Annotated in this window: 16 protein-coding genes and 1 pseudogene; 3 read left to right on the top strand and 14 right to left on the bottom strand. The window is 39.1% G+C overall.

Going from position 1 to position 16,074, the window contains the following annotated elements; all coding sequences use genetic code 11:
- Positions 1 to 4 precede the first annotated feature (4 nt).
- The 7 genes and pseudogenes from uvrB to trxB all read right to left on the bottom strand — a co-directional run bounded on the left by uvrB (position 5) and on the right by trxB (position 7,027).
- Positions 5 to 2,020, bottom strand: coding sequence for an excinuclease ABC subunit UvrB (uvrB, locus tag H5S10_RS07345; RefSeq protein WP_182589188.1), 2,016 nt, complete (start codon positions 2,018 to 2,020; stop codon positions 5 to 7).
- A gap of 221 nt (positions 2,021 to 2,241) precedes the next feature.
- On the bottom strand, positions 2,242 to 2,514 hold the full coding sequence (locus H5S10_RS07350) for a hypothetical protein (RefSeq protein ID WP_003666419.1): 273 nt from the start codon (positions 2,512 to 2,514) through the stop codon (positions 2,242 to 2,244).
- Between the two features lie 104 nt (positions 2,515 to 2,618).
- Entirely contained in the window at positions 2,619 to 3,257 is a 639-nt protein-coding gene (locus H5S10_RS07355) for a YfbR-like 5'-deoxynucleotidase (protein ID WP_182589189.1), read from the bottom strand.
- 170 nt (positions 3,258 to 3,427) lie between these two features.
- Positions 3,428 to 5,155, bottom strand: coding sequence for a phospho-sugar mutase (locus H5S10_RS07360; protein ID WP_094501983.1), 1,728 nt, complete (start codon positions 5,153 to 5,155; stop codon positions 3,428 to 3,430).
- A gap of 89 nt (positions 5,156 to 5,244) precedes the next feature.
- Complete coding sequence (locus H5S10_RS07365; RefSeq protein WP_182589190.1) at positions 5,245 to 5,751, bottom strand: acyl-CoA thioesterase; 507 nt, start codon at positions 5,749 to 5,751, stop codon at positions 5,245 to 5,247.
- 45 nt (positions 5,752 to 5,796) lie between these two features.
- Positions 5,797 to 5,919 (bottom strand): annotated as a pseudogene (locus H5S10_RS10505) (amino acid ABC transporter substrate-binding protein); the annotation flags it as partial.
- A 175-nt stretch (positions 5,920 to 6,094) separates the two neighbouring features.
- Positions 6,095 to 7,027 (bottom strand): thioredoxin-disulfide reductase, encoded by a 933-nt coding sequence (gene trxB, locus H5S10_RS07370; RefSeq protein ID WP_182586190.1) that lies wholly within the window; start codon positions 7,025 to 7,027, stop codon positions 6,095 to 6,097.
- A 261-nt stretch (positions 7,028 to 7,288) separates the two neighbouring features.
- On the opposite strand from trxB, the gene H5S10_RS07375 reads away from it, so the two are divergent.
- Genes H5S10_RS07375 through H5S10_RS07385 form a run of 3 tightly spaced genes read left to right on the top strand, consistent with a single transcriptional unit; the run spans position 7,289 to position 10,307 of the window.
- Positions 7,289 to 8,092: a (Fe-S)-binding protein gene (locus H5S10_RS07375; RefSeq protein ID WP_182586191.1), complete on the top strand. Its 804-nt coding sequence runs from the start codon at positions 7,289 to 7,291 to the stop codon at positions 8,090 to 8,092.
- Complete coding sequence (locus tag H5S10_RS07380) at positions 8,093 to 9,580, top strand: LutB/LldF family L-lactate oxidation iron-sulfur protein (protein ID WP_182589191.1); 1,488 nt, start codon at positions 8,093 to 8,095, stop codon at positions 9,578 to 9,580.
- On the top strand, positions 9,573 to 10,307 hold the full coding sequence (locus H5S10_RS07385; RefSeq protein ID WP_153705223.1) for a LutC/YkgG family protein: 735 nt from the start codon (positions 9,573 to 9,575) through the stop codon (positions 10,305 to 10,307). The genes H5S10_RS07380 and H5S10_RS07385 overlap by 8 nt, the downstream gene beginning before the upstream one ends.
- A 68-nt stretch (positions 10,308 to 10,375) precedes the next feature.
- Here the strand turns inward: H5S10_RS07385 and galU are convergent, their stop codons facing one another.
- The 7 genes from galU to prfB form a co-directional block, all read right to left on the bottom strand.
- Positions 10,376 to 11,290, bottom strand: coding sequence for a UTP--glucose-1-phosphate uridylyltransferase GalU (galU, locus tag H5S10_RS07390; RefSeq protein ID WP_182589217.1), 915 nt, complete (start codon positions 11,288 to 11,290; stop codon positions 10,376 to 10,378).
- 64 nt (positions 11,291 to 11,354) lie between these two features.
- Positions 11,355 to 12,371: an NAD(P)H-dependent glycerol-3-phosphate dehydrogenase gene (locus tag H5S10_RS07395; protein ID WP_182589192.1), complete on the bottom strand. Its 1,017-nt coding sequence runs from the start codon at positions 12,369 to 12,371 to the stop codon at positions 11,355 to 11,357.
- A gap of 25 nt (positions 12,372 to 12,396) precedes the next feature.
- Positions 12,397 to 13,224: a prolipoprotein diacylglyceryl transferase gene (gene lgt / locus H5S10_RS07400; protein WP_182589193.1), complete on the bottom strand. Its 828-nt coding sequence runs from the start codon at positions 13,222 to 13,224 to the stop codon at positions 12,397 to 12,399.
- The gene (hprK, locus tag H5S10_RS07405; RefSeq protein WP_182586196.1) at positions 13,225 to 14,187 is read right to left on the bottom strand and encodes an HPr(Ser) kinase/phosphatase; all 963 of its coding nucleotides are present in this window, start codon (positions 14,185 to 14,187) and stop codon (positions 13,225 to 13,227) included.
- 13 nt (positions 14,188 to 14,200) lie between these two features.
- Positions 14,201 to 14,557 (bottom strand): phage holin family protein, encoded by a 357-nt coding sequence (locus H5S10_RS07410; protein ID WP_003670462.1) that lies wholly within the window; start codon positions 14,555 to 14,557, stop codon positions 14,201 to 14,203.
- Positions 14,557 to 14,892, bottom strand: a complete 336-nt coding sequence (locus H5S10_RS07415) for a PspC domain-containing protein (protein WP_019252145.1) — start codon at positions 14,890 to 14,892, stop codon at positions 14,557 to 14,559. Before H5S10_RS07415 ends, H5S10_RS07410 begins: the two co-directional genes overlap by 1 nt.
- Positions 14,893 to 14,921: 29 nt before the next feature.
- Positions 14,922 to 16,038, bottom strand: a protein-coding gene (gene prfB, locus H5S10_RS07420) for a peptide chain release factor 2 (RefSeq protein WP_407657692.1) whose coding sequence is annotated in 2 segments (ribosomal slippage) — positions 14,922 to 15,965 and positions 15,967 to 16,038 — 1,116 coding nt in all. Because the reading frame shifts where the segments join, the coding sequence is not laid out codon by codon here.
- Between the last annotated feature and the right edge of the window lie 36 nt (positions 16,039 to 16,074).

Genomic DNA, 16,074 nt, shown 5'->3' on the forward strand with positions numbered 1-16,074 from the left:
TCCTCTATTTTTTTACTTTTGTCTTTAGTTCCATTATCGTATCACGAAGCGTAGCAGCCTGTTCAAAGTCAAGCCGTTTAGCGGCAGAGCGCATTTGCTCTGTTAATTCATCTAGCATCTTTGCTTGAGCCTCTTTATCCAGTTTTGCAAAATCTTTGTCAGTAAATTCAGCACTATTATCTGCTTCAGTTTCGTCCGTTGCTTTCTTAGTAACAGTAATTGCTTCTTGAATTGGCTTAATGATTGTGTGCGGTGTAATGTGATGTTCTTCATTGTATTTCATCTGAATCGTCCGCCGCCGCTTTGTTTCATCCATTGCTTTTTGCATTGAGTCAGTGACAGTATCAGCATACATAATTACTGCTCCGTTTTCATTCCGAGCCGCCCGACCAATCGTCTGGATAAGTGAACGTTCATTACGTAAAAAGCCTTCCTTATCGGCATCAAGAATGGCGACTAAGGATACTTCTGGAACATCCAATCCTTCCCGCAAGAGATTAATTCCAACAAGAACATCAAACTTGCCAAGACGAAGATCCCGAATTATTTGTGTTCGTTCTAGGGTCTTAATATCACTATGAAGATATTTGACCTTTAACCCCATATCCTTTAGATAATCAGTAAGGTCTTCGGACATCTTCTTCGTCAGGGTCGTAACAAAAACACGTTCATTTTTCTCAATGCGTTTGTTAATTTCACCAACTAGGTCATCAATCTGTCCCATTACTGGGCGCACTTCAACTGTTGGGTCAAGTAACCCGGTCGGCCGAATAATTTGCTGAGCAACGTGGTCCGTTTGTTCCATTTCATATGGGCCAGGGGTTGCAGACATGTATACAACTTGATTAACGTGTTTTTCAAATTCTGGTAGTTTTAATGGTCGATTATCAAGCGCACTTGGTAATCGAAATCCATAATCAATTAACATTTGTTTCCGTGCACGGTCCCCATTGTACATTCCTCGTACTTGCGGCATGGTTTGGTGAGACTCATCAACAACTAATAAGAAATCTTTAGGGAAGAAGTCTAATAAGGTATAAGGAGGTTCACCAGGCTTTCGGCCATCCATATAACGCGAATAATTTTCAATTCCATTGGTGTAACCCATCTCTCGCATCATTTCAATATCATAAGTTGTTCGTTGCTGAATCCGCTCTGCTTCAAGAAGCTTTCCCTCATCAGTAAACTTCTTTACCTGTTTCTTCATGTCAGCTTCTATTTGTGGCAACGCCCGATCCATGACTTCTTCATTAGTCATAAAGTGCGTAGCTGGAAAGATAGATACATGATCCCGGTCGCCAATCACCTCGCCTGTCAACGCATCAACTTCACGAATCCGATCAATTTCATCCCCAAAGAATTCAATCCGCAATGCCCGTTCATCACGTGATGCAGGAAAGATTTCAACTACATCACCACGAACACGGAAACGTCCCCGTTGAAAATCAATGTCATTGCGATCAAATTGAATATTAACAAGGTCTGTCAACAATCGATCACGTTCAATTTCTTGACCAACGCGCAAAGAAAGAACACTATTTTGGTATTCACGAGGATCCCCTAATCCAAAAATACTAGAAACCGAGGCAACTACAATTACATCATTTCGTTCCAGTAAGGAAGTGGTGGCAGAGTGCCGAAGCTTATCAATTTCATCATTAATTGACGCATCTTTTTCAATATAGGTATCACTAGACGGAACATATGCTTCTGGTTGATAGTAGTCATAGTAGGAAACAAAATATTCAACCGCGTTATGAGGGAAGAATTTTTTCATTTCACCATAGAGTTGCCCAGCTAAAGTCTTATTATGTGAAAGAATCAAGGTTGGCTTATTAACGTTGGCAATCACATTTGAGATCGTAAATGTTTTTCCAGTTCCGGTTGCTCCTAATAAGATTTGAGCTTTTTCACCATCTTTAATCCCCTTTGTCAATTGATTAATTGCTTGGGGCTGATCGCCGGTTGGTTTGTATTCTGACACTAGTTCAAATTTTTTATCTGGTTGCCGGTAAATCAAAAGAAATTCCTCCCTTACGTCGCAGTTAAATAAAATAAAGTGGAATCGCAACTTCATAAATTACCGCATCCCACTTATCACTAACTATTTATTATTTACTGTTATTAGTTTATCACCCAAACATGTATTCGTCTATAAATTTACAGTAAAAAAGTGAGTAGAAAATAATCTCTTCAGCGAAACTATTTTCACCCACTTCTTCAAATAATTTTATTTATCATTTAACTATGCCGAAAGTAACCAAAGTAAAATTGTAAGCCCGCGGCAACAACATTAATCCAATTTAAACAAATAAACCATGGAACAAGATTAGCATTATCAAAATGGGTTACTCCATAAAATACGGAAAAACCACCAATAATCGCAATAAGATTAAGCCAGGCACAGAGACGGCGCATTACAATGTCTCTCGGTCGACTCAATTCCCAGATAATATCAACGATTAACCATAATACTAAAATTGCAAATGTTCCTGCAAATAAACTTGGTGTCATCCTTGCCGCCTCCCTTTACCTTGTTAGTTTTTACCTTCTACTTCTATTATAAGAAAGCGTTTGCAAAAATCAACTATTTGATAAAAGGACGCCTAAAATATAAATTATTGTTGAATAATTTGTGTAGTAATAATTGCTAATTGGTTTTTCGCATTACCATCTGCATTATCTTTTAATAATTCTGGCAAAATCTTCTTAAGGAAATACTGGACACTGGCCATATCACGAAAATCCATAATAGCTGTCAAGCTCGACTTATAAATATCCATATAAACCGGTTCAGGATTACCCTTTTGTATTTCACCAAATGATTCATACATAAGATCAATCTTGTCAGCAACTGCGAGAATTTTACCTTCTAAAGTATCATCTTTTCCTTCTGCAAATCGTTGTTCATAAGCTGCCCGGAACTCAGCCGGAATTTCAGATTGAATAAAGTTTTCTGTTAATGATTTATCAACCCGTGCCAGCATTGAGCGTAATTCCGGGGTAGCATACTTTACCGGCGTTTTGATGTCACCAATAAAACGTTCTGTATAGTCATGATTAAGGGCTTTTTCATATAAAGAACGCCAATCGATTTCATTTCCGGCTTGTTCTTCAATATCACCAAGCATTTGTGCTGCTTGCGTTACTTTAAAGGAATGGGCAGCTACATTGTGTTCTTCAAATTTAAAATATCCTGGAGCACGGTTGATCATTTCGAGGTCACTTAAACTTTTCAGATATTCATGCATTCCCATGATGAATTCCTCCCAAAAATAATTAATTTGTACAATCATACAATTTTTTGGCGAAATTTCAAGAAAGGTGAGTGAATTAATCTCATTGACAAGGTAAAGATAGCTCCACGATATCGTATATAAAAACAGAGACTGTTGAAAAAAAGCAAGTTTTTCAACAGTCTCTATTTTTATTCCTCAGCAAATTCTTGTAAAGCCTTTTCGAAATTAGCTAATTTTTCATTTGCTTTATCTAAGGTATCGGCACTTGTACCAATGTAGAATTTAAGCTTTGGTTCAGTTCCAGATGGACGAATAGCAATCCAAGTATCATCATCAAGAATGTAACGCAATACATTTGATTCTGGGATACCTAATTCACTTACTTTACCATCAGCTGTAGTTTTAGTCCCATTAGCGAAGTCTTCTGTAACTACTACTTGGTGACCAGCAAAATGAGTTGGCGCTTCTTCCCTGAACTTCTTCATTAAAGCCTTAATCTTAGCTGGACCATCAACACCAGCATAAGTATTAGCAATTGTCTTTTCGCGGAAGTAACCATACTTCTTAAACAATTCTTGTAAGCCATCGTAAAGGGTCATATTACGACTACGGTAATAAGCGGCAACCTCAGCAAGTAACGTTAAGGATTGGATAGCATCCTTGTCCCGAACAAATGGCTTAATAAGGTAACCATAACTTTCTTCAAAGCCGAACATAAAGGTATGATCAGCTTTTCCAGTCTCATATTGATGAATTTGGTCAGCAATCCACTTGAAACCAGTTAAAACATTGATCATATCAACGCCGTAACTTTCTGCAATCTTAGCAGCGAAGTTAGTAGAAACAATTGATTTTACCGCAGCAGCATTCTTTGGTAAGGTTCCAGCTTGTTTATGTGCCTCGAGAATATAGGCAAGCATGATGGAAGCAATTTGATTACCAGTTAGCAATTGATATTCACCATCTGGTTGACGAACTGCACATCCAAGCCGGTCAGCATCAGGGTCCGTGGCGATCAATACGTCTGCACCAACCTTTTTACCAAGAGCAATCGAACGAACAAAAGCCTCTGGGAATTCTGGATTAGGATGTTCCAAGCCAGGGAAGTCACCATTTGGTTGTGCTTCGGTTGGTTCCATTTCATAATTTGTAAAACCAGCTTGGCGTAATGCACGTTCACCAAGCATTCGGCCAGTTCCGCATAATGGGGTAAAGACAAACTTCATATCCTTACCGTATTCCTTAGCTAATTCGGGATTAACAGTTACACCCTTGGCATTAGCAAGGTATGCAGCATCGACATCTTCACCCATGATTGTTTCTAAACCATTGTCCAGCATCTCTTGTTCATCAGCTAAAGCAATATCAAAAATATCATCAATCTTACGGATGTAACCTGTCATCATGTCAGATTCTTTAGGTGGCATCTGTCCACCATCTTCACCGTAAATCTTGTAACCATTATATTCCTTAGGGTTATGACTAGCGGTAATCATGATCCCCGCATAAGTTCCCATGTGACGAACTGCAAATGACAATTCAGGCGTTGGGCGTAAATTATCATAGATGTAAACCTTAATCCCATGAGCCCCCAATACACGAGCAGCATCATGAGCAAATTTACGGGAGTTGTGACGAGAATCGTAACCAATAGCAACTCCTCGTTTTTTAATATCGTCTCCCAATGAATCCATTAAAGTTGCCAAGCCTTCAGTTGCTTGACGGACAGTGTAAACATTCATCCGGTTAATTCCTGGTCCCATCAGTCCTCGCATTCCTGCAGTTCCGAATGATAGCGGACCATAAAAAGCATCTTCAATTTCTTTATCGTCGTTCATTGCAGCTAATTCTTGCTTTAAGTCTGGTTCAAGATCTGTTCGTTCTTGCCAAACCTTATAAGTATCTTTCCAGCTCACAATAATGTCTCCTTTATGTCATACTCTGCTTTTTAGTATACCGCATAAAATCTTATCTGTCGCTTTTTACTTAAAAGTTTACTAAAGTTTTACCATGGTTTGGTAATTGAAATATGGGGCAGAAATTCTTGCTGTTTTTGCCGCTGGATTTGGCGTTGCTTTACACGTTGAGAATATGTTGCCATTAACGTCTTTTGTTCTTCAGTTTCCGGAATTAATTTATTAAATGCTGTTTGCTTTTCAGGATCAAGAATTACAAAAATCATAAAACAATAAAAACCGAGGAATCGTTCACCGGTCATTAAGTGCTCACCAATTACTTTTGTGAACACTTCAATAGATCGTTTACCAAAGCCTGTCACATAAGCTTCCATACACATCGAATCTTGAAGGTCAAATGGTCGTAAAAATTGAATATCATCCATTGCTACTGTTGCAACCGTTGTCCGAGCTACCCGCATTGCTGCTACCGAAGCTTGACCATCAATTAATTCCAAAGTTCGACCGCCATATACTGTTCCATGCTCGTTTAAGTCAGAATTGCGTACCCGATGAATTGCTACTGCTAATGTATCATTACATTTGATTGCATCCATTAAAAAACCTCCTTAGTCCTTATTACATTAAATTTTAGCAAATCATTAACGATTATTGTTGGATTTTTGAAATTCATTAACCGGGCCAAGATAAGCGCTATCAATCCCTAACCATTTTTTATTAATCTGTCGTAAGGTACCATCTTTTTGTAGAACCCCAAAATAAAAAAAGAGAGGCTGAAAAAAATAATCCAACCTCTTTACTAATTTTAAAGCGTAAACTGTCAAAACACAGTAGCTAGTCGGATTCTGAACGTTGATCAGTCAACGTCCAGAATGCCTCGCTATCCTTGCAGGGGTGGGACTAAAAACTCGCAAGCGAGTTTTGTCCCACTCCTTTTTATTAATCCATCGATTTAATATATTGATAAACTTGCTGTCCAGCAATTGCACCATCACCAACAGCAGTTGCAACCTGTCGTAACGGTGTTTCACGAACATCCCCAATGGCAAAAATGCCTGGTACTGCTGTCCGCATTCGCTCATCAGTCTTTACCCAGCCTTGACCATCAAGAATATCTAAGTTTTTAAAAGCAGTTGTCATTGGGAAATTACCAACATAAATAAAGACACCATCAGCGGTCATTTCACCATCTTCACCTGTCTTATTATTATGGGTTTTAACACCTGTCACTTTAATATCATCCCCAAGAATTTCAGTCACACTAGTGTTAAAAACAAACTCAATCTTGTCATTATTCATTGCTTCTGCTTGAATAATTGGTTCAGCCCGGAGCTCATCACGACGAACAAGAACTGTTACTTTAGAAGCTAATTGCGTTAAGTATACTCCCTCTTCAACAGCCGCATCACCACCGCCAACGACGATAAGATGCTTTTCTTTAAAGAAGGCTCCATCACAAACCGCACAGTATGAAACACCACGGCCACCAAATTCTTCTTCTCCTGGAACATTGAGGTGACGTTGGTCAGACCCAGTAGCGATAACAACCGCCTTTGCAGTATATATTTCATCCATGTCAGTAGTTATCTTCTTCAAATCACCATCAAGTTCTACTTTAGTTACTGTACCATAAGCGTATTCTGCGCCAAATTGAGTTGCACCTTCATACATTTGTTGGGCAAGTTCAGGACCCTTAACACTTTTGAATCCTGTGTAGTTTTCAATTTCAGCAGTATTATTCAAGTTTCCGCCGTAAATTCCACGATCAAGCATCAAGACAGACAGGTTTGCACGTGAGGCATACATTGCTGCGGTCATTCCACCAGGACCGGCACCAATGATTACAACATCATATTGCTTACTTTCAGCCATTTCTCTCTTCCTCCTCGAATAATTTTTTACTATCCATATCATACCGACTTTGGATCTTTTTGTCTATCGTTTAGCTTACTTTTTATCAGTAATATTCTTTATCGAACTATAACTAATATTATAATTTTGTATAGAGAATTTAAACAATTAAATCGTTTCTAATCCTAATGTTATCATATTTGAGTTATACTTATTATGATAAGTAATTATATTTTTTCATTTTTTAAGGAGGCGAAGTGCATCCAACTAATGCACGCATGTATGAAAGTCTGTATTTTTTCTACTTGTATTGTTGATTTGCTTTATCCAGATGTTGGGAAAGCAACGGTTGAACTTCTCCAACGTTTTGGTTGCGAAACAGTTTTCCCCGATAAACAAATCTGTTGCGGACAACCAACTTATAATAGTGGTTATGATCGCGAAACAATCGCTACATTTAAAAATCAACTCGATGCCCTTTTAAGTATCGATGCTGATTATATTGTTGGCCCATCTGGATCGTGTGTCGCCATGCTTCACGAATATAAAAACATTTTCAAAGATGATCCAGAATATGCGAAGAAAGCACAAATTCTTTATGATAAATCTTTTGAACTAACGCAATTTATTTACCGGGTTCTCGGTATTCTTGATTGCGGTGCAGAACTGGATGATACAGCAACCTTTCACCGTTCTTGTCACATGACTCGTCTTCTTGGGGAACGTACGGCACCAATTGTTCTTCTAGAACATGTTAAGGGACTCGAACTTATTCCCCTTCATAACATTCAATTATGTTGTGGCTTTGGTGGAACATTCTCTGCTAAAGAACCCCTTCTCTCTGAAGCGATGGTTGATGATAAAGCAAATAATGTTTTGAAGACGAAAGCACATATTCTTATCGCTTGTGAGCAAACATGTTTAATGAACATCGGTGGACGAATTAACCGTCGCCATGATGGCTCTCATATTACGATTATGCATATTGCTGAGGTTCTTAATCATAACGTTGACACTAGCCGGATCACTTATGTCAAAGATACGGATCATGTAATGGTACCAGCAAACGGAAACGGGGTGTTTTAGATGGGTATAGCCACTAGCGATAAGCCTTTTACGGAACGAATTAAGGAAGCAGAAGCCGATAAATTTATGCGGGCATCTGTTGCTAAAGCACAAGATGCTCAATTCCAAAAGCGAACAGAAGCGCGCCGCCAGTTAGGTCATTGGGAAGGTTGGCGTGATCTCTCTGCCGAAATTCGTCAACATGTTATTAAGCACCTTCCGGATTACTTGGAAGAATTCAGTGACAACGTTCAAAAAAATGGTGGTCATGTTTTCTTTGCCAAGGATGGTGACGAAGCAAGTACCTTTATTAAACAATTAGCAAGCAAAAAGCAAGCTCATCACGTTGTTAAATCAAAATCAATGGTCACTACAGAAATTGACCTTGATAAAGAACTATTAACGATCCCTGGTCTCTCATTAATGGAAACTGATTTAGCCGAGTTTATTTTACAAGAAGATAACTGGGATGAACCGACTCATATCGTTTTCCCTACACTACATAAAAACCGCAACCAGATTCAAAAAATTTTTGAAAAACTCGGTTATGATGGCGATAATGATCCTGAACACATGGCAAGATTTGTCCGCCACTATCTCCGTAATTACTTTATGCAAGCTGATTTCGGCATTACTGGCTGTAACTTTGCGATTGCTGATAACGGAATGATTAACCTGGTCACAAATGAAGGAAATGCTGATATTAGCATGGCGATTCCCCAAACCCAAGTAGTAGTCATGGGGATGGAGCGTATTGTCCCAAGCCTGAAAGAAGCCGAAGTATTAGATAATGTTCTTTGTCGGAGTGCAGTTGGTCAAAAATTAACGAGCTACTGTACTTTTTCCAAAGGTAAGGAAGCAAGTGAAGCCGATGGACCAGATGACTTCTATGTTGTCATTGTTGATAATGGTCGTTCTAAGATGCTGAACTCTGATTTTGAACCGATGCTCCAATGTATCCGTTGTGGTTCTTGCTTAAATGTTTGCCCCGTTTACCGGCAAGTCGGTGGAAAGGGCTATGGATCGATTTATCCAGGACCAATGGGTGAAGTTCTTTCCCCAATTTTAGGCGGTTATCAAGAATTCAAGGAATTGCCCTATGCATGTAGTCTATGTGCTGCTTGTACAGAAACCTGTCCTGTTAAAATTCCCCTTCATGAGTTGATTCGCCATCACCGTTATGTAGAAATGGATGAGCTTCATCTAGATCATAGTCCTTCGAATGCCCTTCTAAAGGCAGTTGGTAAAGGAACCAGCTCCCCTACGCTTTTTAATGACGCAATGCGATTTGCTCATATTGCTCTTGAGCCCTTTGGCAAGAAGACAACTCCTGAAGACATTAAAAACCTTTATCCAGATGGTAAAATCAACCACCTTCCCGCAATTGCTCCTAAACTAGCGCATGGCTGGGTAGACGTTCGTGATCTCGCTGTTCCGCCGAAGTATCATCAAAATTTCCGTCATTGGTACCACCACTATGAAGAAGAGGAGGAACAGGGAAATGACTAATTACTTACAAGAAGCAAACACTACTAAGAACCAAGAAGACTTCTTAAATCGAATTGCAAAGGCTGCCAACCGCCCTCGTCATACGCTTGCTGAAGATCCATTTGTTCCAGTTAATGACCTTCCAGAAACTACCCTTGCCGGAAAAAGTCAAGACGAACTTCTTGAGCTTGCGCGTAAAAATAGCGAAGAAGTTCATGTTGATTTTCATGTTGTTAAATCAGCCGATCTCGGCCACACTCTTAATGATTTTATCCAAGAAAAAGAGATTAAAAGTTTAATGCTGCCCTCCTTTGATGAAGAGAAATGGCAAAACTATTCATTGGGAAAATGGCAAGATAATTTACGAGTAGATCCTATTTACTATTGGGAGCCTGAATTTAGGCGGCAAAATATTGTAAATGCAAATAACAGTGATGGAGCAATTGGTTTTGCGGACTTTCTATTAGCTGAATCAGGGACCGTAACCGTTGCAACCTACCCACAACAAGGACGGATGTTCCATTTCCTTCCAACCCATTACCTAGCTATTGTGCCAAAAAGCAAAATTCTACCACGTTCACGTCAAGCAATGGATTATTATCAAAAAGCAATTCAGGATGGTAGTTTACAAACGTCAAACATTAACTTTATTACTGGTCCATCAAATTCTGGTGATATTGAAATGGTATTAATCGTTGGTGTTCACGGTCCACTTGATATGGAATATGTAGTTGTTGAAGATATGTAAAAAATAAACCTTCAAGATCCCTATAACGAATCTTGAAGGTTTATTTTGTTAAAAGGCTAATGCTAGTCTTACTTCTTAGAATTATTTTGCTTATCTTCAGCAGCAAGCTTTGCACCTAATTCCTTAATGTATTCACGCAATTCTTCTTTAACTTGTGGGTGTTCCAAACCATATTCAATGTTTGTCTTAACCCAGCCAAACTTATTACCAACATCGTAACGGTCACCCTTATATTCACGAGCGAATACCCGTTGAGTTTGGTTCAAAGTATCAATTGCATCAGTTAATTGAATTTCGCCGCCCTTGCCTGGCTTAGTCTTTGCTAATACATCAAAGATTTCTGGAGTAAAGACATACCGACCAATGATTGCTAAATCACTTGGTGCGTCTTTAGGAGCCGGCTTTTCAACAAAGCTAGTTACGTTATAAAGGCCTGACGTAACTTCCTTGCTAGGGTTAATTACACCATACTTTGCAGTATCTTCATGTGGAACCCGCATAACCGCAAGAGTAGACGCACCAGTTTGGTTATAACTTTCAATTAATTGCTTCGTTAAAGCTTCATTCTTGTTGTTAATGTTATTAAGGTCATCCCCAAGCATAACAACAAATGGTTCATCCCCGATAAAATCACGAGCAGTTAAAACAGCGTCCCCTAAACCACGAGGATGAGATTGACGAATGAAGTAAATATTAACATCAGTTGTTTCTTCAACCATCTTTAACATCTCATCCTTGTGTTTTGAACGAAGATTATCTTCCAACTCTGGATTAGAGTCAAAATGGTCTTCAATCGACCGCTTATTCTTTCCATCAACAACAACAATATCTTCAATTCCTGATTTGCGCGCTTCTTCAACGATAAATTGAATTGTTGGCTTATCAACAATTGGTAACATTTCCTTTGCCAATGCCTTAGTTGCAGGAAGAAAACGAGTTCCTAAACCAGCAGCAGGAATAATGGCTTTTCTAACACGTTTCATACTCATAAAACCCTTTCCATGTTTCAATTTCTCTCAATATCCATCCTCTAGCATTTTACCATATTTATTCGTTTTCTGAAGTAAGATCTCGGTCCATTAATTGAGAAATTGCAGTTTTAATATCTTCGCCTTCATACAAAACACGGTAAAGAGCTTCGGTAATTGGCATCTGTACTTGTCGTTTACGACTCAATTCATAAGCGGCTTTGGTAGTATAGACACCTTCGATAACCATTCCCATATTATCAATTACATCTTGAAGCTTTTTTCCTTGTCCCAATTGATAACCAGCACGCCAATTTCGAGAATTTTTACTGGTAGCAGTAACAACAAGGTCACCAACCCCAGAAAGACCAATAAAAGTCATCGGGTTGGCACCAAAAGCAACCCCCAATCGACGAATTTCTGCAAGTCCACGAGTAATTAATGCTGCCCGTGCATTATCATGATAACCCAGTCCCTGAATAGCTCCGGCACCAATTGCAATAATGTTCTTTAAGGCTGCGCCAAATTCGGCACCAATTACATCGTCGTTAGTGTAAACACGGAAATAAGAATTACTAAATAACTTCTGCGCCTTTTTAGCACTGGCCAGGTCCTCACAAGCTGCGGTTACAGCTGTCATATCTTTAATCGCCACATCTTCAGCATGACTTGGACCTGATAAAACAACAATTGCCTGACGGTTTTCAGAAGGAATATCTTCGCTAAGCATTTCCGATGGTCGCTTATAAGTATTTTGTTCTAAGCCTTTCGTTGCGTGAATAATTAACGGTTTTTGATGTAATTCAGTCAAAATTGCATTTAATTGCTTAGCAACTTCACGAAGACCCTTTGTTGGAATTACAATCAGGACCACACTGGAATCCTTAACAGCTTCTTTCATATCCGTTGTTGCTGTTAATTTAGTAGAATAAACAAAATCTTTCATGTAGCGAGGATTTGTATGTTCAGTATTTAATTGCTTAACTTGTTCCTCATTACGAGACCATAATGTTACATCGTGGCCATTTTCTGTAAGCATGTTTGCTAAGACACTGCCCCACGAACCAGCACCTAAAACAGCAATTTTTTCTGCCATAATTTTTTCTCCTTCTCCAATTCAATTAATTTTTGTTTATTCCGTTATAATACCACGGAATATTTTTATGACGTCGAATTATTAGTATTACTAATGCACTAACAAAAAATACTACAGAAAGTAACTGTGAAATGCGAATATTTCCAATCATTAAACTATCAGTTCGCATACCTTCAATAAAGAACCGGCCAAACGCATACCACATTACATAGGTTAAGAAAATTTCCCCGCGACGAAATAAGTGTTCGCGATGACGAAGTAACATTAATAATGCAAAACCAGTTAAATCCCATAATGACTCATATAAGAACGTTGGAATTCGATAGTGACCGCCAATATACATTTGGTTTATTATCCAATTCGGGATATGCTGAGCCATTAAATGCGCCCGTGTCGTTATATCACCAAATGCCTCTTGGTTCATAAAGTTACCCCATCGGCCAATTCCTTGAGCCATGATAAGGGTTGGGGCAATAATGTCCATCATCAACCAACTAGATAGGTGACGATAATGGCAAAAGACAAGTAAAACAATAAAGCCCCCTAAAATCGCTCCATATATTGCAATCCCACCATCCCAGATAGCAATAATCTCACTTGGATGCTGGGAATAATAGCTCCACTGAAATACGACATAGTAAATCCGCGCGCAAATTATCGCAATCGGAAGCGCCCATAGAAGATAATCATAAAAATCATCTTCAAAAATTCCCAGCCTCTTTCCTTCACGAACAGCTAATAAAAGAGCCAAAACTACCCCACTAGCAATAATTACGCCATACCAATGGATAGTAAACGGACCACCTTGGAACGCAATTGGGTTTAAGGCAGCTTTTATTCCTTGATTAATCATCTAGTTTGCCGACCCCTTATTATTCTTACTATCACGTTCCGAATTCTGCTTAATTAACTGGTTAAGGTTTCGATCAAATGTTTCGGTAGCATCATAGCCCATTGTCTCGGCCCGATAATTCATTGCGGCTGATTCAATAATAATCGCTAAATTACGACCAGTTTTAACTGGGACAGAAACTTTAGGCACAATAACACCTTGAATTGTTTGGGTATCTCCACGATCACCAAGACGATCAAATTGTACATCAGGAGTCCACGTTTCGAGATGTACAATTAAACTGATTTGATCAGAAGGCATAATTGCCCCTGTTCCATAAAGAGTAGAAACATCAATGATTCCAATTCCACGAATTTCCATTAAATGTTTTAAAATTTGCGGAGCAGTCCCTACCAAAGTCTGTTCGTCACGGGCGTAAACTTCTACCCGATCATCAGCAATCAGTCGGTGTCCACGACGCACAAGTTCCAACGCGGTTTCACTCTTACCAACTCCCGAATCACCAGTAATGAGCACTCCAACCCCACTTATATCAACTAATACACCATGGAGAGATTTTCGTGGTGCCAAACGTTCCAGTAAGTAAGAAGTCATGTTACTTAATATTTGAGAAGAGGTTAAGTGCGTTCCCAAAATTGGAATTTTTGCATCTTCAGCCGCCTTCTTTAGCTCCTTAGGAATCGGCAAATTAGTTGAGATAACAAAACATGGTGTTTGTGGCATACACATTTTTGTCATGTATTCCTCACGTTGCTCATGAGTTAAATCTTTAGCAAATGAGGTTTCGGTAATTCCTAACAATTGAATCCGTACTGCGGGATAATGCTTGAAATATCCTGCAAATTCAAGAGCTGGCCGTGAAATATCACTAGTTGTTATCTTGCGTTGGAGGTAATCTTCTCCTTGTAAGACTTTTAACCGGACCTTATCAACTAATTCTTGCACCGTTACATTGTTTGGCATTTTTTCCACTCCTTTACAATCTATCCTCGTGGCTTGTGATAACTGCATTGAAGATTGCCATGATAATTGCAATCAACATTGCAGAACCAAATGACGAAAAATGAAAGTTTGCCGACCCGACAAGCATCGATGTTAGTTGTAGCATAATTCCATTAATTACAACACTAAAAAGGCCCAGAGTCAAAATATTAATCGGCAACGATAAAATTACTAAAATTGGCTTAATAGCAACGTTCAAAATTGCTAAAACAAAGCTTGCCAATGGTGCAATCCAAGCACTTGTGATATAAAACATCCCTGTTCCGGCAAATAAACCAGCAAGGGCAATAAAAAGGATTGTATCAATCAATACTCGTTTCCAAAATTCCATCATGATCTTCCATTTCTTTTAATGTCTTTTTCCTCGACATTCGTTAAAGTCCGCCGAGAACGTTGGTGAGGCTGCTGAGAGGTTTTTTGTGATTCACTGAAGGACTTTAGGAATCCTAGTAAATCGGGCTTTTGCGGATCAGCAGGCATCATTATTATCAAAATAATATAGATAATAATGCCCGGAACAAAACCGGTAAAAATAGTCAGTAAGACATATAAAATACGTAAAATATTTGGCTGAATCTTAAAGTACTGGCCAATTCCGCCAAATACACCAGCTATCATTCGATCTGATCCTGAGCGAGTTAATCTTTTATGTTGACTTTCGCGCACTTTACTCACTTCCTTCCAAGCTAAATAAATTATTGAGGATTCTTTTGACTAAGTTTCCATTGTAAGAAAGCATCAATAAATGGATCAAGTTCCCCGTCCATTACAGCTTGTCCATTATGTGTTTCATAGCCAGTTCGGTTATCCTTGACTAGGGTATATGGGTGAAAAACATATGAACGGATTTGAGAACCCCAACCGATATCAAGTTGTTCGCCCTCAATTTCTGCCCGCTTTTTAGCTTTCTTTTCTTCTTCCAGTTCATACAACTTTGATTTTAACATATTCATTGCAGTCACTCGGTTTTGGAGTTGAGATCGTTCGGCTTGAGAAGAGGTTACAATCCCGGTTGGAATATGCGTAATTCGAACAGCAGATTCTGTTTTATTAATATGCTGACCACCAGCACCACTAGACCGGAAAGTATCAACTCGTAAATCTGACGGATCAATATCAACTTCAAAACTATCATCCAACTCTGGCATTACATCAACCGAAGCAAATGATGTATGACGCCGACCGGCCGCATCAAATGGGGAAATTCGAACAAGCCGATGGACTCCCTTTTCACTACGAAGATAACCAAATGCATTATGTCCTTTAATTAGCAGCGTAACACTCTTGATACCAGCTTCATCACCGGCCTCATAACTCGCTGTTTCAACAGAGAAACCATGCTGCTCACCCCAACGAACATACATCCGCAGAAGCATTTCACCCCAATCTTGGGCTTCGGTACCACCTGCTCCCGGATGAATTTCTAAGATAGCATTTTTAGCGTCATACTCCCCATCAAGAAGTTGCGTCAATCGATACTGTTCTAAAGCCTTTTGTGTTTTTGTAAATGATGCTTCAAAATCTCTTTGTAAATCATCGTCCGGTTCAACCGTGAGTAATTCAATCGATGTTTCAAGATCACCAATCTGATCACGTAAATTCACAAAGGTATCCCGCTTTTCTTTTAAAATATTATTTTCCGCAATGACCTTTTGTGCCTGTTCATTGTCATTCCAAAAGTCTGGCTGAGCCATTTCTTGTTCAATTTCCGCAATGCGTTCATCTAGTGCATCAAGGTCAAAGAGACCTCCCGAAGTGCGTAACTTCTTTTTGCATTGATTCTACTTGTTTTTTTGCTTCGCTTAATTCCACAATCAAACCTCCGTTATACAACAATACGGCAGCGGT

It is taken from the genome of Limosilactobacillus balticus (assembly GCF_014145615.1).
Taxonomy (GTDB): domain Bacteria; phylum Bacillota; class Bacilli; order Lactobacillales; family Lactobacillaceae; genus Limosilactobacillus; species Limosilactobacillus balticus.

What these genes read in the sequence shown, in the direction of transcription:
- H5S10_RS07350 (WP_003666419.1), bottom strand. Translation starts at nt 2,514, where the DNA reads ATGACACCAAGTTTATTTGCAGGAACATTTGCAATTTTAGTATTATGG.
- H5S10_RS07355 (WP_182589189.1), bottom strand. Translation starts at nt 3,257, where the DNA reads ATGGGAATGCATGAATATCTGAAAAGTTTAAGTGACCTCGAAATGATC.
- H5S10_RS07365 (WP_182589190.1), bottom strand. Translation starts at nt 5,751, where the DNA reads ATGGATGCAATCAAATGTAATGATACATTAGCAGTAGCAATTCATCGG.
- trxB (WP_182586190.1), bottom strand. Translation starts at nt 7,027, where the DNA reads ATGGCTGAAAGTAAGCAATATGATGTTGTAATCATTGGTGCCGGTCCT.
- H5S10_RS07375 (WP_182586191.1), top strand. Translation starts at nt 7,289, where the DNA reads ATGAAAGTCTGTATTTTTTCTACTTGTATTGTTGATTTGCTTTATCCA.
- H5S10_RS07380 (WP_182589191.1), top strand. Translation starts at nt 8,093, where the DNA reads ATGGGTATAGCCACTAGCGATAAGCCTTTTACGGAACGAATTAAGGAA.
- H5S10_RS07385 (WP_153705223.1), top strand. Translation starts at nt 9,573, where the DNA reads ATGACTAATTACTTACAAGAAGCAAACACTACTAAGAACCAAGAAGAC.
- galU (WP_182589217.1), bottom strand. Translation starts at nt 11,290, where the DNA reads ATGAAACGTGTTAGAAAAGCCATTATTCCTGCTGCTGGTTTAGGAACT.
- H5S10_RS07395 (WP_182589192.1), bottom strand. Translation starts at nt 12,371, where the DNA reads ATGGCAGAAAAAATTGCTGTTTTAGGTGCTGGTTCGTGGGGCAGTGTC.
- lgt (WP_182589193.1), bottom strand. Translation starts at nt 13,224, where the DNA reads ATGATTAATCAAGGAATAAAAGCTGCCTTAAACCCAATTGCGTTCCAA.
- hprK (WP_182586196.1), bottom strand. Translation starts at nt 14,187, where the DNA reads ATGCCAAACAATGTAACGGTGCAAGAATTAGTTGATAAGGTCCGGTTA.
- H5S10_RS07410 (WP_003670462.1), bottom strand. Translation starts at nt 14,557, where the DNA reads ATGGAATTTTGGAAACGAGTATTGATTGATACAATCCTTTTTATTGCC.